Origin of the sequence: Streptomyces sp. NPDC001339, assembly GCF_042895955.1 — a bacterium.
Classification (GTDB): domain Bacteria; phylum Actinomycetota; class Actinomycetes; order Streptomycetales; family Streptomycetaceae; genus Streptomyces.
The window spans coordinates 517,231-538,431 of record NZ_JBIAWT010000002.1; the positions used below are offsets into that span (position 1 = coordinate 517,231).

The following is a 21,201-nucleotide window of genomic DNA, read 5'->3' on the forward strand; positions in this document are numbered from 1 at the left end:
GGGCCCGGGGCGGTTAGAGCTGGCGGCCCAGGGACAGGGCGGCAACTGGCCTGCCGACGGCCTTGGTGACGATTTCGGCGACGGTGTCGCGGTCTTCCAGGGGCGCGATGCCGACCAGGTTGGCGAAGGCCGCCTCAGTGCCCAGGACATCGGCGATCTTCTGGAAGGCGATCAACTCCCGCAGCTGTGGCGCCCATCCCAGTTCGCCTGCCTTCTGGCTGGTGGCCAGGCGCCGGGCGATCCGTACCGCCGTGGAGTTGATCTTCAAGGAGGCGGCCAGGTCGTAGTCGGAGCCGACCTGGATCTGCACGCTGAACCGCGAGGCCAGCGCCTCGGTCAATACCGCGCCGTGCACGCCCGGGTTATGCCCTGCGATCACGTAGAAGCCGTCGGTGGCCGTGATCGTCTCGCCCTTGTGGGCCTTGACCTGGATCTGCCGCCGCCCGTCCATCGCCGGATACAAGGCAGCCAGCACCTTCGGCGAGATCAGCGTCGCATCGTCCAGGAGCAGGGCGCGGCCCTCCTGCATCGCGGTGACCAGCGGCCCGTAGATGAACTCGTAGCCGCCGTTCTCGTCCTGGGTGTATTCGCCGATCAGATCGCCGACGGTGGTGTCACCATCTCCCGCGACGGTGATCAGGTCGGGGAAGGCAGCCTCGATCAGCGAGGTCTTGCCCGTGCCGGGCGGCCCGTACAACAGCACCGCCACGCCTGCTTCGCGCAGTCTGCGCAGAGCTTCGACATCGGGGAGTTGTGCCAGGGCCCTGGGGTGGTACTGCTGGCCGTTCGGACGGGTGACCGGCTGCGGCCTTCCGCTCGGAGGTGAAGCCGCTGGTGGCGCCTGCGGAACGGTCTGGCGGGGTCCGGGTAGAGACGTGCTGGCGCGGGGCGGAGTCGGCGGTGCTCCCTGGGCTGCGGCGGTGGTGCTGGAAGACGCCCGGTACATACGGGGCTTGGCACCTACCCTCACTGCCTCGCCCCGGGCTACCAGGGTCTCGCAGGCGTTGCCGACGGCGCCGCCCGAGTGCCCCAGCATCTTCGCCAGCTCGGTAACGCTGAACTTCAAACTGGCGTCGACGGCCAGGATTTTGGCGACCGCCGCGCGTAGTTCACCGGGGCGCGCCTTCGAGGGCGCCGTGGAGGAGGCGGGGGAATTGGGGGTGACGGGGACGGGTGGGGGCTGGGTGGTCATGCAGGGCTCCAATCGTGTACGTGGCAGGCGGCGTCGGTTACTTGTCGGCGGGTGGCGCCTGGCGCGGCACGTGGGGCCGCCGGGGCGGTCGAGGCTGCGGGGGTGCGGCGTCCAGCGGTCGTCTGGGCCGGGGGATGCGCGGGATGACAGGGGCGTTGTCGTCTGACGCGTGGTGCATGGGCGTACTCCGTCTTCGGATGTGTGTGGGATGGGGCCGCCGCACCGCGCAGGGCTTGCGGGCAGCGTTAGTTGAGTTCGGGTGGCTGACGTCATGGCGGTGATGAGCTGGCTATGCGCCAGCCTTGTTTTGGCCGCACTCCACCCGTGCGCGGATATCCTCCGCAAAAGGAATTGGCGGGATTTTCAATTCCCGTTTCCCGGGAACAATTTAAATATAGCTCGACTCGCGCATCACCTGAAGCTGGATTCCGGCTTGATAATGCTGGAATTCTCGTGAATTCACGACGGGTATTCAGGGGAAATGTCTATGGCGCGACGTAAGGCGTCGTGGCTGGCGGAATTCACGACCGTTTCCCAGCCACGCTTGAATGCGCGGTGCCCGGCGCGGTGCCCGGCGCGGCGGCACCTCGGCTATGCCTGGGCGCCGCCGCGCCTACCGGTTGTCGTGGCCACCCGGTGGTCCTGGGTCAGGCTTGCAGTGACAGCGTCAGGCTGAGCGGGAGGATCGGAGTGGGCGCGCAGGAAGAGAGCTGTGGCCGTCGGCATGCGCGCCGGGGTCCCGGGCCGGGGCCTGTCGCAGGTAGATCGGGATGCATTGCTGCACCGATATACAGTCGCCGCCGCCCACCGGTGGCTCGCAGGGGCCATGGCCTGCGGTTATATGCCGGGTGAGGGTGTCGCATCCAAGCGCGTACACGTATACGGCGGCAGAATCGACGCCGTATACGACAGGGCAAACGCCAAGGGCTCGCTCATGCCGGGCGATGAGGCTCGCAGGGGCAGTGAGCTGCGGCTTTACCGCGTGTGACGGGAGGGGGCTCGAGGCGTGAGAAGGGCTCGGGTTGCCGGCTCTGGTTCGAGGCCGAGCTCGGCGAGGTGGCGTTCGAGGCGGCTGTAGGTGTGCCGGGCCGCGTCGTGGCGGCCGGATGCTTGGTAGAGGCGGATGGCGTGCTGGGTGAGCCGCTCGTGATCGGGGTGGAGGGCACCCAGGTGCTCCAGCAGTCCCAAGACAGTGTCGCGCTGTTGCGGGTCGGTGGGAGTGTGCTCGGCTTGGTGGGCCAGGCGGAGGGCGGCGTCGGTGGCCTGGGTGGTGAGGTGTTCGCGGATCGCGTCGGCCCACAGGTAGTCGCCGCCCTGGGCGAAGGGGCCGCGGTAGTGAGTCAGGGCCTGGCGTACGGTGTGCGTGACGTCTTTTTCTGGATGCTTCGATCCCGTTGCGGATGCTTCTTTGAGTCTTTGGGTGAAATCGGCGATGTCGGTTTCTACGAGCCCTGTGTTGAGTTTGTGGAGTTCTCCTTGGCGCAGGATGAATTCCTGTGTGGTGATTCCGGTTGCGGTGCGCAGGGCGCGGCGTACGGCGCGGCGCAGGTTTTTGAGGGCGTTGTGTTCACTGCCGGTGGCGAGGTGGAGTTTGTCGGCGATGTCGGAGGTGAGGAGTCCGGTGGGGTGGGCGGCGAGTAGGGCGAGGAATTCGTGGACTTCGGGCCGCAGGTTGGTGCCGACGGGTTCTTCGTGGTCGCGGGCGTAGAGGGTGACGGGGCCGAGGACGTGGAGGCGAACGGGCTTGGTCTGCACCGGACGCGATGCGCTGGTGAGATGAGGGTCGTCAGAGGGGCCCGGTTCCTCCTCCGAGTCGTCAACGGCATCGGCTTCGGCCTCGGGTTCGGGCTGGTTGTCGTGCGGGGACGGGCTCTGAGCGGGGAGGACGGGGAGGACGCGCAGGTTCGGGCGCTGGCCGTGGGCGCCGAGGAGGACTTGGGTCATGTCGCGGCCGGCGTCAGGGGTGAGGTGGAACAGCTCCAGGCGGCTGGCGCTGTGAGGGCGCTTGTGGGGCCGTGTGGTGGTGCCGTCTGCGTCGATGTGCCAGTGCGTGGCGTCCGGGAGCGGGGTGTCCAGGGTGAGCACGATCAGGACGCCGGGTCGGCTGCGGGTGGCCACGGCTTGAACCTGGCCGATATGGGCGGCGTTCGGCCGGGTGAGCACAACCAAGGTGCCCGGGTCCTCCTCGTCGGGGCAGCGCGCCATCGCTTGCCCGCTTGCCGGAGTGTCGAGCTCGTTGTGGGCGCGGGCGTGGGCGATCAGGTGCTGCTCGGCCATGCGGACCGCCTGCGCGGTGTCGGTGGCTTGCGTGAGGGCGGTGAACCGTTGCGGCAGTCCGGGCAGCAGGCAGCCGGCGATCTCTTCGGTGACGATGGCCTTGACGTGGGGAGGGCGGGGGCGTTGGCGTTCGGCCGCGGTGAGGATACCGGTGAGCAGGGCGCGGGCGGCGCCCTCGGCCCCAGGGCCCGTCCAAGTGCAGCCGCCGGCGGTGGCCAAGACATCGAGGGGCACCTCGGCGTCGCCTTCCACGCCGATGGTGACCGTGTCCGCGCTGCGGGGTTGCTGGGGCGGGGTGCGGCGGGTGATCAGGGCCTCGGGGTCGTAGGGGCGGCGGGGTTGTGCGGCGGCGTGTGCGGCTTGTGCGGCCTTGTCGACCAGCGGGCTCAAAGCCGGTGCAGGCGCTTCGTCGCCGGGTCGGCGCAGGCGTCGTTGGTGCAGGTACCAGTAGCGGCGGGCTGCCAGCAGCCCTGCTGCCGCGGTGATACCGATCAGACTTGCCTCGCCGAAACCGATAGCTGCTGGTCCCGGCCCCGCCGCCGCCTTCTGGTCCCTCGCGTCACCGTGGTGTCGTGATGCTGCGTCGGGTGTCTGGTTGCCGTCGAGCTGTCGGCCACTGCCCGGCTTCTGATCCAGGGGCGGCTGCGCAGACGCTGTCGGAGCAGGCGGCGTCTCAGCTGCGGAATCCGGTGCGGGGCCCGCCGGGGTAGGGGTGGGCAGGGATGCGGTGGAGTGGTGGCTGACAGGGATGGTCAGTTGCCAGCCAGGCTTGATCAGGTCCGGGTCCCTGAGCCGGGCTCCGTCGCTCTGTACGCGGTCTTTGTTGAGTGCGTAGATTCTGGGCCACTTCAGCGCATCTCCCAGATGAGTGTGGGCGATGTCCCACAACGTGTCGCCTTCCCGCACCGTGTACTGCACCAGCCGAACGGCCTCGTCGCCGGCAGACGACCCCCGGTGCCCCTCACCGGAGATGGCTGACGCGATGTGTGGGGAAGTTGTCGCATCTGCCGTGCGAAGCGTGGCGGCCTGTTCCCCCGGGGAGGGGATGAGAGGAGCTGTCGCGGTGACGTGGAGTCGGGGATCGCTCGCCGAGGAGGGCTGCTGCGCACTGGCAGCGTGGGGGCGCCAGAGGGTGAGGGCGGCGGCGACGAGGGTGCCGATGCACAGCGCGGCCAGCGAGCCCTTCACGGACACGCTGGCGACATGGTCGTGGTGAGCACGGCGATCGTGCAGCAATTGCGGAAGGTGGGCGGTGTACCAGCAGATCTCCCGGAGCACCGTGAAGGCGAAGGCGGCCCAGCAGACCCAGCCAACCAGCGCCAGCAGGTCGACCACCAAGGGATCGCTGACCGGCTCCGCCAGCCGCTTACCCAACTCTGCCCACGACGGGACCTGTTCGGGCCAGGGGATGCCGGTGGCTCGCCACAGTACGTAGGGCATGCCGGCCAGCGCGGCGAGGGTCACGGCGAGGGTGCCGAGCACCGTGACGGCTGCGGTCAGACGCTGGCGTAGAGCAACGTGGTAGGGCATCGCCGGATTCGCTTTCTGCGGCCGCAAGGGGGAACAGCCGCTACGAGGAGGCGGTGGTGGCACGTTCGGCGTGCGCGGTGCCGGTGGCGTGCGTGGTGAGCGTGTGGAGACCGATCAGCTGGAGGATCTGCGTGCGGTAGCGGTGGGTGACCTGGACAGTGACGGCATCGCCCCTCACGGACGCACGGCTGCTGTCGCCGGCAGAGGCCACATAGGCGCGGGCGGCACGGATGGCTTCGGCACGGACGAGACGGACGTCGTCGTGGTGGCGCTGGCCTCGCAGGTGGCCGACATCGAGCTGCTGGGCGCCGGTGCGCGCGGCTTCCTGCGCCAGGTCGAGGGCCCGGGCTTTGCCGGCGAGGGCGAGGCCGCCGTCGACGACGATCCCGGCGAAGAGCCACAATGCGGCAACGATGCCGATGGCGAACGCTGTCATGCCACGTCTCCCCGGTCGTCCCCTGCCACCAGTTGTGCGTGGATGTGTTGTTTCACTGTGTGCCTCGGAAGGAGTCGACGATGGAGAAGGCTGTGCCGGTCAGGGGCACGTGGCCGGGGACCCAGGTGTGGGTCAGATGCGACAGGTCGGCGGTGCAGGAGATCTTCGCCGCCACGTTGGCACCCGGGGTCAGACCGCTCGTGGAGAGGCTGACGCGCGGATGCCTACAGGTGGCTCCGGCTTCCTTCAGGGCTGTGGCCGCGGCGCGTGCTGCCTGGGTTCGGGCGGCCTGTTCGGTGCGGGCCAGAGAGGCAGCGCGGGCAGCCTGGTGGGCGGCGTCCGTCACGACCAGGCGAGCGTCAGCGAGCCTGCCCAGCGCCACGACGACCAGCAGCACCACAATCAGCAGCGGAGTGACCAGCATCAGCTCCACCGACGCCGAGCCTCGATCACGCTCGCCGCGGCGGGCGCAGACCTGACGCCGGTTCATAGCCGACCTCCGGCAGGGGTGTTGATCTTCTCCGTGGGGCCGGACGTGGTACCGGAGGCGTGCAAGGCCAGGCCCGGGACCACGGTCATCACTGCCCCGTCGACGTGCACGGTGGTCTTGGCCGTGCTGCGGTCGACCGTCACTGACGGTTCCGTCAGGATCCGGCTGCCAAGTGCGGCAAGGCTGCGTCGGGCCCGGGCCCGGCCCTTGGCGGCAGTTCCGTCCTCGGCCCGTGCGGTGGCCAGGGCGCGCTGGGCGACGTACTGCGCGATGTGTCGCGCGTGCCAGACCACGGCGAACTGGACCACCAGCAAGGCGATCAGCAACAGCACGGGAACGACCAGCACCAGCTGCGTACTCGCCGACCCGCGGTCGTCGCGCAGCCTTCGCAGGAGAGCCATCACGGTCACGCCTCTACCCGAGGTCAAGCCCTTTGGCCTTGCCCAGGACTTTGGCCGTGATGATGCCCACCACGGTCAGGGCCAGGATGGCCAGCAAAGCGGTGATCAGGACGGTCTCGGTGGTATAGCCGGCGTCCCCGTGATCGCGGGCCTGCCGACGGACTTCGGCCAGATGTTCGCGCAGTCGGCGGGTCAGGGTGTCGAGGTGAAACATGGCGAGTGCTTTCTTCGTGATCTTGGTGGGTCGGTGGTGGTGGGAAAGGTGTCAGCTCAGAGTCAGCACGTGCGCGAGGGCCGGGTAGCCGATCAGCAGCAGGAACGCGGCGAACAGGCCCATCACGGGCAGCGACATCCGTTCGGTGGCCGCCTGGGCTGCCCCGTCGGCCTCGGAGACTCTCCGGCGCCGCATTGCCCGCGCCTTCGCCCCGAGCGAGCCGCGGATCTTGGCTCCCTCGGCGCCAGCCAGGCTCAGGGTCGAGGCCAGCTCGACCAGGTCCCCGACGGCCAGCTGCCGTCCCAGTTCGTCCACATGGGACCAGGGGCTGGTCCGAGTGAGCTGCGCGATATGCAGGGCGTGCCGCAATTTGCCCGCCGCCCAGCCCTGCGGCGCGGCGATGGCCTGCGTGAGAGCCTGCTGCACTCCGGCGCCACCGGCGAGCGCGATCACCGTCAGATCCAGGACGAGGCTGAGCGTGTGCCTCATCTCGCGACGCCGCCTCCGCGCCTGTTGGCGGAGGCTGAGGTCGGGGACGAAGAACAGCACCACCGCAAGGGCGAGCGAGCCGACCAGCGGCACCCACCACCCCGCCGCGACATCCGCACCCACACGCAGCAATCCAGCCGTGGCCCACGGTGCGACGAGCCCGGTCAGCGCGCAGACGGCCTTGCCCGCCAGGTGCCGCTCCTCGTCCACGCCGCACACCGCCAGATCCGCGCGCAGCGAGGCGGTAGGGAACCCGAGCGCCCGCACCAGGGGGACAGCGCGCCGCCCCAGCCTGGTCGCCCACTCCTCCTCGCCGACTTCACAGATTGCCGCAGGTGTTGGTTCTGCAGGTGTGTTGAGCGCGGTGAGGACGTCGGACAGTGCGGGCCGGGGCGGGCGCAGTCCGTAGAAGAGTGCGGTGGCTCCGGCGCCGAAGAGCGCTCCGAGCAGCGTGACGATCACCGAGGGCCTCCCTCTTCAGCAGGTGTCGCGCTCCCAGGTGGGTTGGTGGTGATGAGGCGGACGGGTTCGTCGATGCGGCCGATGATCGACAGGTAGGTGAAGCTGGCGGCGAACAAGGCCCCCACCGCCGCCAGGACGACCTGCCCGGTCCACGTGTTGAAGGGGTCCAGGTAGGGGCGGTTGAAGACCACCAGCCCCGCCGTCATCCCCAACGTGACGCTCACCGTGACGCGTACGCCGGTGCGTACGCTCGCACGTCCGGCGTCGACCCGCTGGCGCATGGCCACCTGCTCGCGCACCGACTCCGCCAGCTCACCCAACAGCGGCGCCAACTGGCCGGCCTGCTGCTCAGCCGCCATCACCAACGCAGCCACCACCACATCGGCCAACGGATCATCCACCTCGCTGGCGAACGCCCGCAGCGCGGAAGGTAGACCACGCCCGGAGCGGATGGCGGCGGCCAGGCTCCTCATCTCCGGCTCCAGTGCGGCCGGTGCAATGTCCGCCGTCGCCAGAACTGCCTGTTCCAGGCCGGCCGCTGCGGAGAGGGTGTCGCGCAGCATCTCTGTCCAGGCCGCCAGCGCCTCCATCCGCTCCGTACGCCGCGCCGCCGCCCGGTCCGGACCGAGCAGCCCGGGAAGCGTGAGGACGGCAACCGTGGTCAGCACCGCGGCCACCGGCCACGTCGTCAACGCGCCCGCGACAACCCCGATAGTCACCGCGATGACCACGCGTCGGGTGGTCCAGTCCGCAGGCAGCCGGGCAATCAACCCACGTAGGAAGCCAGGCCGTTCCCCGTGCTCTCTCCGCCGCACGACGCCGTGGCCGATGGCCACGATTCCCAGACCACACACCGTCCCGCAGGCCACCGCGACCGCTGTCACGGAACCCGCGCCCGGAGGGAACATGAACATCACGCTCCTCCCCACCACGGGAAACCAGCGCCCTGGACATCCAGCCCGGCCGCAGCCAGGTCGTTGAGGGTCTCGGTGCGCAGCGGGCTGGAGGGCGTGGCGCGTCCGTCCGGGCCGGGACGGTAGACCTCGTTGGAGATGATCTGGGAACCGTCGGCATCGATGACTTCACGCACCGAGTCGATCACCCGGTGCCCGGCGGCGTCCCAGCCGAGATGGACGACGAAGTGGACCGCGGAGGCGACCATCAGATTCGTCGCTTCCAATGAGAGCCGTTCGGGTGCCTGTGCGGCGTAGGAGGCGAGTTTGGTGAAGACTCCGCGCGAGGTGGAGGCATGGATGGTGGACAGCGAGCCGTCATTGCCCTGCGACATCGCATTGCACATCGGGATGACCTCGGCCCCGCGGATCTCACCGACGATGACCCGGTCCGGGGACATCCGAAGCCCCCAACGCACCAGCTCCGCCTGGTCGATGCCGCCCTTGCCCTCGATGTTCGGCTCCCGCGCCTGCATGGCCACCACATTCGGATGCGCCGCCACATCCGTATCCAGGCCGAGCTCGAAGGTGTCCTCGATCGTCACGAGCCGTTCCTCGGGCGGGATCTCGTGGGCGAAGGCGCGCAGCGCGGTGGTCTTGCCGACGTTGGTGCCACCGCCGATGACGATGTTCTTCCGCGCCCGCACCAGCGCCGTCAGGAACGATGCGAGCTGCTCATCGCATACGCCCAGGCGCACCAGCTCGGTCATCGAGGCAGCAGGGAAGCGGTGGCGGCGGATCGTCAGCGACACCCGCCCCGTGACCGCCATCACCGCAAACAACCTCGACCCGTCCGGAAGCTGCAGGTTCAGGCGAGGCATGCCCCGGTCGAAACGCCGCTCCTCGCCACCCGTACGGGCTGCCAGAGTGCGGACCAACTCCACCAGCTCGGCATCCGAAGCAGCCACCGGTCCCTCGCGATGCCACGCCCCGGCCGCGTCCTTGACCCACACCACGTCGCAGCCGTTGACGCAGATGTTCTCGATCGCCACATCCGCCAGCAGCCGCTCCAGACTCCCCGTACCGAACAGCGCATCCTCAACCGCCTGGGCAACCCGCTCCTCGACGGCAGCATCGATGATCTTGCTGCCTCGCATGAGGGCCAGGCGGCGCTGCGCGCCCAGTTCCTCGGCCAGCAGCCGCCCCACGGTGCCCCGGCGCGCCGCCTCATCCTCCGCCGGCAAACCCGCCGCTTCACGCTCGCCTGCATACTCCGCCAGTCGGGCCGCGACCCGCTGACGCACCACCCCCACCAACTCCTGCTCGCTCGAAGCGGGCACCACGCCCGGTGGCATCAGCCCGTGACTCATGATTCGCTCCCGTCATCTCCCGCGGCACGAACCAGACCCCGCCGACTGTGTCCGCCCAACCTCGAAGAACCGGCTTCGTCCTCGTGGGCCTGTCCGCTGGCCAGCTGCCGGGCCAGCATCCGTGCTGCAGCCATCAGCGGCGGCACTCGATGTCCTGTCGTCCGCAGTGCCCTGCGCCGGGGGCTGCGCATCACGTCCACGGTCCTGGGATCCCATGGCAGGAAGACCACCCGCTCGATCCCCAGGGTCTGCGCGATCTCCTCCGCCGGATACGGACACGGCCCGACCACGCCCAGCGTCAAACGCCCGGCGTACGCGTCGCTGTCGATGCCGTACGCGGAGACATGCGTCAGCGGTTCAGCTCCGCCCCGCGTCACCAGCACCACCTCGTCGGCCGCCCGCAGCAACGAGTCAACGTCCTCGCTCAGCCGCCCCGCATCGAGCAGCACCGTGCCCTGGTTGCTCTCCTCGCCCCGCAGCACGAGCCGTCCACCGTCGGTCGCCAGCAGCCGCACCGCCTCCGTACACGGACGACGCCCCGGCACCGCAACAACGGCCCGCACCCCGAAAGGAAGCTCTGCCACTGCCCCCAGCAAGGAGCCCGGATGCGGCTTCCCAGCCACGGCCGCCACATCCAGCAACGAGGGCGCCGACGAGAGTCCGAAGCGCATCATCAGGTCTCCGCCGGAGCAGTCTGCTTCCACCACCACCGGCCGCACCCCGCCATCCGTCTCCGGCGGCCATGCCGTAGCCAGCGCCAACGCTGTCGTCGTCACCCCCGGGGCACCCGTGACCGATCCGACCACCACAAGTCGTCTCACGGAGACTCGCCTCCCTCAGCGGGGAGTACCACCACATGCGGGTGCTCCAGCTGCGCTGCCCGACGCGCTGCCGCGGTCTCCACCAACACCGTGACCACCCGCGGACCGCCTGCAGACTCTGGCGCACGTACCCCCGCCACCGTCCCCGCCACCGAAGAGTCGGCCGACTCCTCCTCGGCTGCGTCCTCCATCGCATTGGCGCCGGTATCGGCGGAACCGGGAAGGACGGCAACGCGCTCTCCTCGGGAGAGATCCGGCGGCGCACCGCCCTGCTCCACCGCGAACGCCACCTGTGAGAATCCCTTCGGCGGGAATGCAGCACTCGTCCCTACCTGCCCTGGTGCCAGCAGCGCCCCGGCTACCAGCGGCACCCGCGTTCGCCTTCCAAGCACCGTGCCGCGGTCTGTTGCAGGGACTACTCCCGCCTCCGCGGCCACCTGCACCACGCGCAGATCGCCCGGCTTCAACGCCTGCCCCGTCGGCACATCACGAGCCAGCACCAACACCTCGGTCCGCTCGCCCACGATCTGCGCGACCAGCGTGAAGCCGACCGCCGAGACCACCACGGCCCCCAGCCCTGCCCACACCCAGCCCAGCCGACGCCGCCGACCACCCGTCACCGCTGGCTTCTTCTCAGGGCTCGACCGACGCGCCCCCGGCACACCGGAACCGGCGCCCTTCATGGCCGAAGAAGGCAAGGAGGTACCCACACTTCACCTCACAGGAAAGGAAAATCCGACTTCCGTCACCCGGCCCGCCCACAACGAGCCGGGCCGTCACTCCCAGACCGTCAGCGCGTAACGACGGCCTGCACCTCATCCACCACCAGCTGGCGCTCAGAGGCCATCACCAGCCCCGGCACCACACCGGCCCGGCCGCCCCCGCGCCACTCGACATCCCAGGACACCCGCACCGACACCGGAAACGCCCCCTTGGGCTTGCCAAACGACGCCCGCTGATAGGTGTAGCCGCAGTCCGGCGACGACGTCTTCGGACCGTAGCGGTCCGAGTACGGTGTCCCCGGCCCGCGACACACCACACTCCCGCCATCACCCATCAACCACACCGCCTTCCGCGGCCGAGCCGTCGCCGTCACCTTCACTCCGTCCACTGCGGCCGACACCGACACCGGCTTCCACGACTCTCGCTCCACCCACATCCACGTGGGGACGTGGACCACCTGGGCAAGGTCCTCAGGCGGACTGGTGCGAATCACCGGCTTCGGCAGCTTCAGTTGTTCCACCGCCCGCTGCACGACGGCCCTCACCGGAACCTGCTGCCCTGCGTCCGACTTGGGTTTGTGCCGCTCCTCGCCATCACCGAGCGGGAACATCCCCTTTCCTGCACTGAACAGCCCCATCGTGACGGGGTGTTCCCATTCCTTCTCCGCGCCGGCCGAAGGGCTCTGCATGCCTCCACCGCCCGGATTCGTATGTGCCTCTTGCGTTCTAGGACCGTTCGCGCCCGATCCATACGACCGCTTCGATTCGCTGCCAGCAGTCACCTCGCAGGCGCCGGGGGCACAGCTGACCCCGGCGAGACGGTGAGTGATGTCGTCGGCCCCTGCTACGACGGGCGGTGTCCCCGCAGCCCATACACAAGCCAACGAGATGACCGTGATTGCTCTGAGCGCCGACGGCGGCGATTTCGTCAGCACGACCCGGCTTCGTGAAGGTAGAGCTTCGCAACCTTCCACATTCCGCCGCTGAGCCGCACCGTGGCTTCCGCCTTTTCGTGACTACCGGGCACGTCATTCTTCAACTCGCCGTTCAGCTTGTACTCCAACCACCTTGTGCTGTCCACGCAGTCCCTCAGAACAACTTCCTGGTTTGTCTCCGAGACCACCTGCGGGTCCACCTTCGGCGCGCCCTTACTGACCACGTTGTCCGCCTTTGCCTTCCGCAAGCCGTACTTCATCAGCTCAAGAGCACCGTCGGTCGCGTGATCGTCGAGCAGCGGGGATGCCGCATTGGACGTCTCAGACGCGACTGCGAAATCACGCCACATGGCTCGGTAGACCGCCAGGGCTTCTGCATGCTGTGAATCGGGCTTTTGAGATGTCGTGGTCTCCGTCGCCTTCTCAGGCAGCGGCCTGCCGTCAGAACGGCCCCCTTCACATGCACCCAACAGCAAAGTCACAGCGGTCACGTAAACCGAGGCTTGAAGCAACTTCACCTGTTGACTGTGCGTCACCTTCCCCCACCTTTCGTTACTAGTTGCGCCTAAATAACCACTCTCTGTGACTGATTGCAAATGGGCTACCCGGCGTTGCGCCGTCCAACCGCAACGGGACGGGCAATCCCGCTCGCCTCCTACCCAATCCTCGGGAGTGCCCGGCGCTTGCCCCTGGCCGAAGGGGCGTGCAGGCTGTCGCTCAATACGGCGACAGCCCGTACGTTTCGTCCGCCGGGTCGGGCTCAGGCCCTCGGAATCGCCATCCAGGCCACCTTCACCCCTTCACGTCTCCGGACCGTGAAGCCCCAGGCGCCGAAGGTGAGTTGATGAACGATATGGAGCCCCCTTCCTCGCTCTCCCAAGACTTTCAGCAGCGCGTCCACGCCGCCGCCGCGCTTCTCCGGATCGGGCTCGAACGGGGCGGCTGCCGGAAATGCGGGGACCACCGGGATCCGAGGATCCCGGTCCTCCACTTCGCAGATCAGCTCGGCTGCGGTGCAACGCAGCCGCATCTCATACGGACCGGGCGCGTGCTCAAGCGCGTTGGCTACCAGTTCGGACGCGGCCAGCACGGCGTCATCGAGCACCTCGCCCCCGCAGCCGAACTGGTCCAGGGCGCAGATCAATGCAATGCGGGCTCGCGCCGGCACATCGGGGGTACGGCTGGTCCAGCGCCACAGAACTCGGGTGGTTCCGTCGGCTGCGGGCGGGGGTGTCAAGGTCATCGTCGGCCCCCTCGTGCTGCGTGCCGCCCGCGACCGACGCGACGGTGCCGTCCGCGTCCGGGTCGTAGGCACACGCTTACTTCGATAAGCGCCAGAGGAGCCAATTTGACGAACAGTGGAATCAGGAATGCGGCGGTGAACAGAACCGGGGTCATTTCGGCAGACCTCCACGGTGATCGCGGCCTGGACGCGACCACCGAACCGCAGCGCTCACGAAGAGCGGAAGCCGCTGGTCAAGAGGTCTTTAACTACTCACGAGCCCTGACTTCCATCCCATTCAAGACGTCTCGACGGAAACGACCCTGGCCCGGGCAGGCAGCCGAACGTGCTCATGCGGAATTACGTGCACCTCGAGCCCTCGGTGTGCGGCCGGGTTCGCGAGGGCCCAGGAGGTACGCAAGGCGGGAGGTAATTCGCTGATCGCGTGGGCTGGGGCATACGTAGTGCCAGTAGACGGTGGCGCCCCCTCTCGAGGCGCCGTCAACCTCATGCACGGTGTGCTTCTCGCCGGCCTGGATCGCCTGGTCACACTTCCCACAGATCATCGCTGTCCTCCTTGCCGTGATAGGGATTGCCGGGAGCGGGGACAACGCGGAGCAGGGCGGTCACGACCTCACGGAATCCCCGATGGCTCGTGCGGACTGCATGGCTGATAGCCCACATGTCGGGCCCGACCTGCTCCACGCCGTTCTCCGACTTCTCACCGCACGTCGTGCATTCGATCCGCCGCAGCGGCGAGGTTGTGTCCTCGTCACTGCGGTCCGGGCCGATGGTCCACGGCGCGAAGACGTACGTACTCATGAGACCCGCTCCATCCTGGGCCCGAGCACGGCGGCCAGTGCCTGGTACAACGCGGTGGCATCGGTGAGCGGCAGGCACCCGTCGGCTGGAGGTACGAGCCAGTACGGCCCCGGTGGTGCCTGACAGCGGGCCGGCGGCAGAATGATGTGCGTGGCCGCTCCCAGCGTGCTCACCTGTGGCAGGCTCCAGGCGGCAGTGCCAACGGGGACGAAGAAGTAGAGAGCCGGTTCAGCCGGCGCTGGATCCACCGCCACCGCACCGGGCCGTTGCAGCCGCTCGATCGCTTGCAGTCCGAAGAACCGGACTACCTTCACCGCGTCCCAGTCGATTCCCGCACTCACCAGGCGGGCGCCCGGGGGCCCCGGCAGGCTGGGCGCCGTTTCCTTCATACCCATTCGCATCTCATCTCGTCGCTGTGACTTGGCGCGACGGTATGGGCGAAGAGCGGGTACTACCGGAACTGGGAGTTCGGGTGAACTCGCAGTTCGGGTCAGGTGATCAGCCCGAGCCGCTCGGCCAGATCGGTGACCTGTCGGCGGTAGGTGGGTCGCACTCGCTTGAGGAGGTCGGCAACCATCTGGCAGGCTAGGGCACTGCGGACGAGGTCTTCAGCGCTCAGTGCTTCCAGGCTGAGAAGGTGGACGAGGACCGCGGCGTCATCGCGCTGTAGGTCGTAGCAGCGGGCGACGTCCAGGGTGAACGTGAACTGCCTCTCTCTGCTGGGTAGTCGGCTGACGTCGACCCTGTCGGCCAGATGGAGACCTTCTGCCGCTTCACCGGCCATCATTTCGATGCTGATGGCGTGCAGGTTGACGTTGGTGGGCCCGAAGACCGTCCACTCGACATTGCTGTCACCGACCCGTTCGCCGAGTGGAGCGGCTTTCTCCAGCCTCGCCCGGGCCTGCCACCAGTTGCGTTGCCGGGCGTCAGCCACCACGGCGACGAGCTCCAGAGCCCCGTGCATGGCGTCCGCTTCAGCTGTGGGAGGCGCCTGCCGAAGCTGCTCGACGGCCAAGGCGGCGACTTCGCCGGCCTCGGCCACGGCTCCCGGCTGATCGTGGGAGAGCAGGACGTGGCCAAGGTTCCACTGGGCGGCCGCGATGCGAATGGGGTCGTCGGCATCCTCAGCAGCGCGGATGGCCCTGTCGGCGACCATCAGGGACAGATCGAGGCGGCCGGTGCGGCGACAGTAGGACCGCAGCAAGCCGTACAGATCCGCCGCGGTGCGCAGGACTTCCCGTCGAGCCGAAGCGTCGTTGCCGTTGCGGTGAGAACGGACCGCATGCTCCACATCACCGATCAGGCCTGGAAGGATGTGCTCGGCTTCGGTGAAGCGGCTCGCGCTGGACTGCCAGACACGCCAGGCATGCTCCACCCGCTCCCGCAGATGCGAGGGGGAGACCGGCACGGAACTGCGAGGCGGACCATAGCCCATAAGCGCTCGCACGACGGCGGGTGCGGTGGTGAGTGGCGCGGCCGGCTCTGGAAGGGGCTCTTCTGTGAGGAGGCAGGCAACGGGCACGCCGAGCTCCGCGGCGATGCGGGCCAGTACTTCCGCCGACGGGACCTTCCGTCCGTTCTCGATGTCGCACAGGTAGCGCTCGGTGATGCCGCACAGGCCGGCGATGGCGGCCTGCTTGCGGTTGCCGTTCTTGCGCCGGTAGTACCTGATGCGTTCGCCGACCGGCAGCCTCGGTGTGTCCACTGAGGTGACCCTCTCTTCGCAGCCCAGCCCGGTGCGTCCAGACTAGGACGAGATCACCCTCGTCGTGCACGTTCCGTAGATGACAAGATGACCTACTGCTACCACGTGGATCACAGGCAGTTGGGGAGGATCAGGCATGGCACAACTGGTTCTGTGGGACATCGACCACACGCTCATCGCCACACGAGGCGTGGGGCGGGCACTGTCCGCGGCGGCGTTCGAGGCGACGCTCGGCTTTCCCATGCGTGAGCAAGCCAAGGTCGATGGCATCACCGAACCGGTGATCTTCAGGGAGACCGCAAGGCTGCACGGTCTGGAGACCGATCGCCCCACCTTCGAACGCTTCGCACGAGCCCTCGCCGAACAACACCTCAAGCGGGCGGCCGAACTACGAGAACGCGGCCATGCCCTGCCGGGCGCCGCCGCTGCCGTAGCAGCGCTGGCCGCCACAGGCGTGCATCAGACCGTGGTGACCGGCAATGTCCGTCCCGTCGCCGAGATCAAGCTCGCCGTGTTCGGCCTCGACCAGCACATCGACTGGGACACCGGCGCCTACGGCGAGGACCACGACGTGCGTTCTGAGCTGGTCCGGCTCGCGCTCGGCCGCTCGGGCGCGGAGGTCGCGGACGTGGTGCTGATCGGAGACACCCCAGCCGACATCGAAGGCGGGCGCGCGAACGGGGTGCGGGTCATCGCGGTCGCCTCAGGACGGAGTACCGCGTCGGAACTGCGCCGCGCAGGGGCCGATGCCGTCGTCCCGGACCTACGTGACACGGAACTGCTCATGAAACTCGTCCGTGGCGGCGACCGGTCGTAGGCCGCTTTCACGTTCCGTCTCGTTGTGAAGACTTTCCCTATCGAGTCCTGCAGCGCCCCGCGCTCTCGGTCAGCTCGGCCCTGACTCGGTAACACGACGCGGATGGCCAGTCCGGTGAAGTCTTGCGAGTGGGGGCTCAGCGGCGAGCAAGCCAGCGCCGGGCCATCACCGAGGTAGGCCAGGGCCCATGCCGGGCATTCACCCGTTCGCCGCATTCGTGAGCCGGCGCTGCTCAACGCGTGGAGCAGGCTATGCCTGAGCTGATGCAAGCGACGAAGGGGGCCACTCGCCGCTCTTTTGGCGACGAACGTCGCTCGGGTCGGTGCTGCCGGCAATACTCCACGAGGGCTACTGGCAGCCGTAGTTCCGCTCAACAGAGCGCGACTCCACGCGCCACCAGATCGACCGTACGCTGGCTATCTCCGAGTACTACGTCAGCCGACTACTGTTCTCGCTCATCAACGTCTCGGCAGCCACGCCACCACGGTGCACGACATCGGCGACAGCACCGACTCCTGGCTCTCTCAGACCGCCGCGCTCGCGTTCGCCGACAAACAACCTGGCCGCGTGATCGATGGGCTCACCAGTACCAAAAGCCCTGGCGACTCTGAGCACCGGAATCTTGCCAGCAGAGACCCGAGCATCGGGGCGACGGCGCTGTCAGTGCCGGGTCATAGGCTGCGCGAGCAAAGCCTGTTCCTGTTAGTGATGGGGGGTAGTGGTGCGCAGGTTGGTCGAGGGTGAGGTCCATGTTCACTACGGTCAGATTTACGTTGAAAGCGATCCGGATAGCTTCGGCCCGGACCTCGCGGAGGCGTTCGCCGGGCAGAGCTCTGGGCTGTGCGGGGCAGCGATACCCGGCGCGTTGTGGCTGACGACCGGGCTGCATACCGGCAACGTCGGCTTCGCCGTGGAAGTGCACAGCCGGGCCCCGTCGCTGGATGCGGCGTGGGAAGACGTCGTGGAGGTGTCCTTCCGCCCCGTCTCGGGCAACAGCGTGCTCGTGCAATGGGCAGGCGAAGCCTCCTGGGAACTGAACCTGGAGGAGACCGACTACCGGGTGCGCTACTGCGCCAAGGGCATGGACGAGGCACACCAGCAGGACACCCGGATGGATGACGAACCCCAGGTGGACTGCTATCTCCTGCAGTTCTGGCCCGCTCCGCCCGCCCCGGACCGCGTCCTCAAACAGACCTCACAGATGGCTGTCTACTGGCATGACTACGCCCGCAAGCAGCCGCCCCCGCCCACACCCGCGCAACGCGCCGAAGCCGAACGCCTCGCCCGCCTCGCGCAGGAACAGGCGGAGGAAGATCTCCGGCTCGCGTACGAAAGATGGGAATGGGGCGGGCAGCTGCCGAGCCAGGCCTTGCGCGACGTCGGTGGCAATGTCCGTGGCGTGCTCGACTTCGACCCGGAACTCGTCCACGCCATCGACGCCGCCGGTCCCGAAGCCCAGCGTGCGGTGGGTCTGTTGGCCGCGGGCCGTGCGTGCGAGGCGGCTGGTCTCACCGAGCTCGACTGGATCGCCGCAGGACTCATCGCCTTGGCCGAGGGGCGCCCGCTGCCGCCACCCCTCGACGACCCGGACCGCGCGTGGCAGGCCCTGGAATCCGACCCGCGCGTCCCGGACAGAACCGTCGGCCGGGCCATCCCGCCCGAGCGGCCCGCCTTCCAGCCGCCCGCCCGGGACGACGCGCACGTGCCGATCCCCCAGGCCGGGCAGGCCGCATGGATAGTCGGCTCCGCAGCCGCTGCTGCGGTGGAGCCGTCGAGCCCGCCCGGAGCACCGATGCCGCAGCCCGATGGAGCCACGCCGTACACGGTGAAGCTCACGATCGGCGAGCCGGACCCGTCCCTGCGCATGTCCCAGCCGCACATGGCTCTCCCCGCCCTGCTCGATGCCGCTGAAACCGACCCGCTTCAGGCGGCCCTCGACGCGGTGTACGCAGCCGTGGCCACCTACGGCGCAGACTACCGGGCACTTCTGCAGGAGGTCTGGTCCGTCTGCCAGAGGCGTCCGTAGAGATCGGAGAGCCGGGTCTGGGACACCGACCGACGTCAGCGCACGGGGGCGTCGCGACGCCACGAGGTCAGCGGAACGCCGTGCTCGTCCCACGTGTCCTCCTCACGGAGAGAGGCGATGGCGCTGTCAAAGAACTTGCGGGACTTCAAGACCCCGTTGCGGTGCCACTCGTTGAATTCGCCCATGGGGCGAGCGTCCCGGACAATCCCTTCGGAACGCAGCACTCCGTCCAGGTACCACTCACGTGACTGTCCGTTCAGGATTCCATCGGTGTACTCGTCCAGGCTGATCAGGTGTCCGTCCTGGTACTCGGCTACTTCTCCTGTGAAAGGCTCGCCCTGGTAGAGCACACGTTGAGCGTGATCTATGTCAACGGCCGGATCATCAATGTCGATTCGCAGTACAGAAGTCATCAGAGGATCCAGTTCTTGTCACTCGGCGCGAAGCCGGTGAACCTGCCATGGCTGTTGGGCAGCCCTTACAGCATATGGTTGCAGTTCGCACCGAAGTGAGCTCGCCTGCCAGGAAACCCCGTCAAGACGTCGGTGTGGTTGAGAAGTCGATCGCGTCTGCGAACTTCTCCAGGCGGTCGACTCGAGGCTACTCGTTCGCTGAGTCGCTCCGCGCACCGCGGAGCATCGGCTCGTGGCGCACCATGCCGAGGAATCATGACGGTTATGGTGTACTTCGAGCGGAGCCAAGGGATTTCGTCACCGATTCGATGAACGCGGCAGCCTCGATCTCTGTAATCTCGACATGGCCGACTTCGTTGTGACCAAGGTCGTACAGTTTGAGGTACTCGGTCGGCTTCCAATGAAGATGTCGGGTGAAGGCTTCGTCGTACGTCTGGCCTTCGTCGATTCGGCGCCGGATGATTCCGCGAGGGTTGTGCCGGGGGTAGCCCTTGCTGACCTTCGCGTAGTAGGTGATCTGGCCTTCACCATCGAGTGCATCGAGTGTGGCTGGTGCAAGTGTGACGAAGGGCGTGGCGGAAGCATTGCTCTCCACGCTGCCGAGCAGGATCATTACGCCGTTGAGGTCGAGATACTCCTGCAGGAAGTATCCACCGCCTCGTTCGTACATGAGGAGGAGTGGTTCATAGGGGTCCGGCAGATCGGCCGGCACGTCGTCACGAGCGTCACAGAGCACCGCCCACCGGATCGCGGCTCGGCAGGTCCGCTTCAACGAAGCCGGGGCGAGCCCGGTCAGGACTTCTTCCGCTTCGGCAGCGACATCGAGTGGGGTCTGGATTTCCGCATCGACATGCTCCGCGATGTCGAAGAACGGCCAAGACTGCTCCGCCCCATAAGCACATGCCCACAGAGCCGCTCGTCGCAGATATTCGCGCATCAGCAGAGCACGCGAATTGGCGTGATCGGATGCCGCCAAGTCGTTGGCCCAGTCAATTGCGCGCAGTTGTTCCAACACCTTGCGTGAAGACTTCTCGGTCACTTCAGGTTCATGCCCTTCGCGATGTACATCATCGGGGCGATCAGTTGCGGCAGGCTGTCCAGCCGACCTTTCGTCACAGTAGATCGGTCAGATCGGGCCCGAGTCCGTCGATGATGTCGGGGGCTTTGATCCCGTGGCCGTCAGCAAGTCGCCGATGTGGCCGAAGCTGGGTGTGAGTATGCGGCGGGAACCATGCTCTTATCTGCCTTACTGAGCCCCTACCTGAAGTATCAGTAACGGCCGGAGTACTCCTGCAGTGCGTCTAGCGAGTTGATGTCGTGCAGCTCGGACACCCCGTGGGATCCAGCCACTTCCCGAAGCGCTTCCAGAGGCGGCATCCCCGCCTGACGTGTCTTCGCGAAGTGCAGCAGCCACGGGACGCCCCCCCGCAAAGGCAGCCTCGCCGACGGCGGTCCGCGGCTCGTAGCCCGCCGCGTCATCGGCCGTGCCGGCCCAGAGGTAACCCATCACCCGGTCTCGGCTCAGTAACTTCGCATACCGGACGGGACCATTGGTCCAACTCCCGTAGCCCTGCTCCGGATATCCGTGCGGCAGCAGCCTCATCAGCTTCTGCCGGCGCGCCGGGATTTCGAACGTGGCCCATGAGTCGTCGTAGTCGGCATCTTCTTCGGACAGGTCCTCAAAGCCCGTGGCCGTGGGGTGGGCATGTCGGGTCGGATCACCGGGATCGGGCGCGCTACCGAGGAGCTTGGAAACGCACCGTAGGACCGTGGAAAGGCGTAGTGCGTTGCCCTCATACGCCGCTGGTGGAGTTGTCCAGTCCGCTGGCGCCCGGAGCGGCCTGACTCCTCAAGACCGCCGAATTCCCTCACAGATGTCTGCTCAGCTGCTGTACGAACCGCTCAACATCGAAGCTGTTGGTAGGCCATGCCTGGCGATACATACGGTAACGGAAGAGTCTCTT

Annotated in this window: 21 protein-coding genes; 2 read left to right on the plus strand and 19 right to left on the minus strand. The window is 67.6% G+C overall.

The window, feature by feature from the left end; genetic code table 11:
* Positions 1-13 precede the first annotated feature (13 nt).
* The 17 genes from ACFY12_RS07505 to ACFY12_RS07585 all read right to left on the minus strand — a co-directional run bounded on the left by ACFY12_RS07505 (position 14) and on the right by ACFY12_RS07585 (position 15,981).
* Complete coding sequence (locus tag ACFY12_RS07505; RefSeq protein ID WP_390715078.1) at positions 14-1,036, minus strand: AAA family ATPase; 1,023 nt, start codon at positions 1,034-1,036, stop codon at positions 14-16.
* A gap of 1,131 nt (positions 1,037-2,167) precedes the next feature.
* Positions 2,168-4,999: a BTAD domain-containing putative transcriptional regulator gene (locus tag ACFY12_RS07510; RefSeq protein WP_390714788.1), complete on the minus strand. Its 2,832-nt coding sequence runs from the start codon at positions 4,997-4,999 to the stop codon at positions 2,168-2,170.
* A gap of 40 nt (positions 5,000-5,039) precedes the next feature.
* A complete protein-coding gene (locus ACFY12_RS07515; protein WP_390714789.1) occupies positions 5,040-5,435 on the minus strand; it encodes a pilus assembly protein TadG-related protein in 396 nt (131 codons plus the stop codon).
* A 52-nt stretch (positions 5,436-5,487) separates the two neighbouring features.
* On the minus strand, positions 5,488-5,868 hold the full coding sequence (locus tag ACFY12_RS07520) for a TadE/TadG family type IV pilus assembly protein (protein WP_390715079.1): 381 nt from the start codon (positions 5,866-5,868) through the stop codon (positions 5,488-5,490).
* Between the two features lie 53 nt (positions 5,869-5,921).
* Positions 5,922-6,326: a TadE/TadG family type IV pilus assembly protein gene (locus tag ACFY12_RS07525; protein ID WP_390714790.1), complete on the minus strand. Its 405-nt coding sequence runs from the start codon at positions 6,324-6,326 to the stop codon at positions 5,922-5,924.
* A 13-nt stretch (positions 6,327-6,339) separates the two neighbouring features.
* A complete protein-coding gene (locus ACFY12_RS07530; RefSeq protein WP_390714791.1) occupies positions 6,340-6,540 on the minus strand; it encodes a hypothetical protein in 201 nt (66 codons plus the stop codon).
* Positions 6,541-6,591: 51 nt separating this feature from the next.
* Entirely contained in the window at positions 6,592-7,491 is a 900-nt protein-coding gene (locus ACFY12_RS07535; RefSeq protein WP_390714792.1) for a type II secretion protein F, read from the minus strand.
* Positions 7,488-8,210: a type II secretion system F family protein gene (locus ACFY12_RS07540; protein WP_390714793.1), complete on the minus strand. Its 723-nt coding sequence runs from the start codon at positions 8,208-8,210 to the stop codon at positions 7,488-7,490. The genes ACFY12_RS07535 and ACFY12_RS07540 overlap by 4 nt, the downstream gene beginning before the upstream one ends.
* 194 nt (positions 8,211-8,404) lie before the next feature.
* Positions 8,405-9,754 (minus strand): CpaF family protein, encoded by a 1,350-nt coding sequence (locus tag ACFY12_RS07545; RefSeq protein WP_390714794.1) that lies wholly within the window; start codon positions 9,752-9,754, stop codon positions 8,405-8,407.
* On the minus strand, positions 9,751-10,575 hold the full coding sequence (locus ACFY12_RS07550) for a MinD/ParA family protein (RefSeq protein WP_390714795.1): 825 nt from the start codon (positions 10,573-10,575) through the stop codon (positions 9,751-9,753). The genes ACFY12_RS07545 and ACFY12_RS07550 overlap by 4 nt, the downstream gene beginning before the upstream one ends.
* Positions 10,572-11,195 (minus strand): SAF domain-containing protein, encoded by a 624-nt coding sequence (locus ACFY12_RS07555; protein ID WP_390714796.1) that lies wholly within the window; start codon positions 11,193-11,195, stop codon positions 10,572-10,574. Before ACFY12_RS07555 ends, ACFY12_RS07550 begins: the two co-directional genes overlap by 4 nt.
* A 170-nt stretch (positions 11,196-11,365) precedes the next feature.
* On the minus strand, positions 11,366-11,986 hold the full coding sequence (locus ACFY12_RS07560; RefSeq protein WP_390714797.1) for a hypothetical protein: 621 nt from the start codon (positions 11,984-11,986) through the stop codon (positions 11,366-11,368).
* Positions 11,987-12,225: 239 nt separating this feature from the next.
* Positions 12,226-12,768 (minus strand): hypothetical protein, encoded by a 543-nt coding sequence (locus ACFY12_RS07565; RefSeq protein WP_390714798.1) that lies wholly within the window; start codon positions 12,766-12,768, stop codon positions 12,226-12,228.
* Positions 12,769-12,992: 224 nt separating this feature from the next.
* A complete protein-coding gene (locus tag ACFY12_RS07570) occupies positions 12,993-13,475 on the minus strand; it encodes an ATP-binding protein (protein WP_390714799.1) in 483 nt (160 codons plus the stop codon).
* A 525-nt stretch (positions 13,476-14,000) separates the two neighbouring features.
* Positions 14,001-14,276 (minus strand): hypothetical protein, encoded by a 276-nt coding sequence (locus ACFY12_RS07575; RefSeq protein ID WP_390714800.1) that lies wholly within the window; start codon positions 14,274-14,276, stop codon positions 14,001-14,003.
* A complete protein-coding gene (locus tag ACFY12_RS07580; protein ID WP_390714801.1) occupies positions 14,273-14,671 on the minus strand; it encodes a hypothetical protein in 399 nt (132 codons plus the stop codon). Before ACFY12_RS07580 ends, ACFY12_RS07575 begins: the two co-directional genes overlap by 4 nt.
* Positions 14,672-14,766: 95 nt before the next feature.
* A complete protein-coding gene (locus tag ACFY12_RS07585) occupies positions 14,767-15,981 on the minus strand; it encodes a helix-turn-helix domain-containing protein (RefSeq protein WP_390714802.1) in 1,215 nt (404 codons plus the stop codon).
* Positions 15,982-16,117: 136 nt separating this feature from the next.
* Here ACFY12_RS07585 and ACFY12_RS07590 point away from each other — a divergent pair, with 136 nt between their 5' ends.
* Both ACFY12_RS07590 and ACFY12_RS07595 read left to right on the plus strand, forming a co-directional pair.
* The gene (locus ACFY12_RS07590; RefSeq protein ID WP_390714803.1) at positions 16,118-16,798 is read left to right on the plus strand and encodes an HAD family hydrolase; all 681 of its coding nucleotides are present in this window, start codon (positions 16,118-16,120) and stop codon (positions 16,796-16,798) included.
* Positions 16,799-17,519: 721 nt separating this feature from the next.
* A complete protein-coding gene (locus ACFY12_RS07595; protein ID WP_390714804.1) occupies positions 17,520-18,824 on the plus strand; it encodes a hypothetical protein in 1,305 nt (434 codons plus the stop codon).
* A gap of 35 nt (positions 18,825-18,859) precedes the next feature.
* Here the strand turns inward: ACFY12_RS07595 and ACFY12_RS07600 are convergent, their stop codons facing one another.
* Positions 18,860-19,237, minus strand: coding sequence for a toxin-antitoxin system YwqK family antitoxin (locus tag ACFY12_RS07600; protein WP_390714805.1), 378 nt, complete (start codon positions 19,235-19,237; stop codon positions 18,860-18,862).
* Positions 19,238-19,499: 262 nt separating this feature from the next.
* Positions 19,500-20,276 (minus strand): hypothetical protein, encoded by a 777-nt coding sequence (locus ACFY12_RS07605; RefSeq protein WP_390714806.1) that lies wholly within the window; start codon positions 20,274-20,276, stop codon positions 19,500-19,502.
* Positions 20,277-21,201 lie beyond the last annotated feature (925 nt).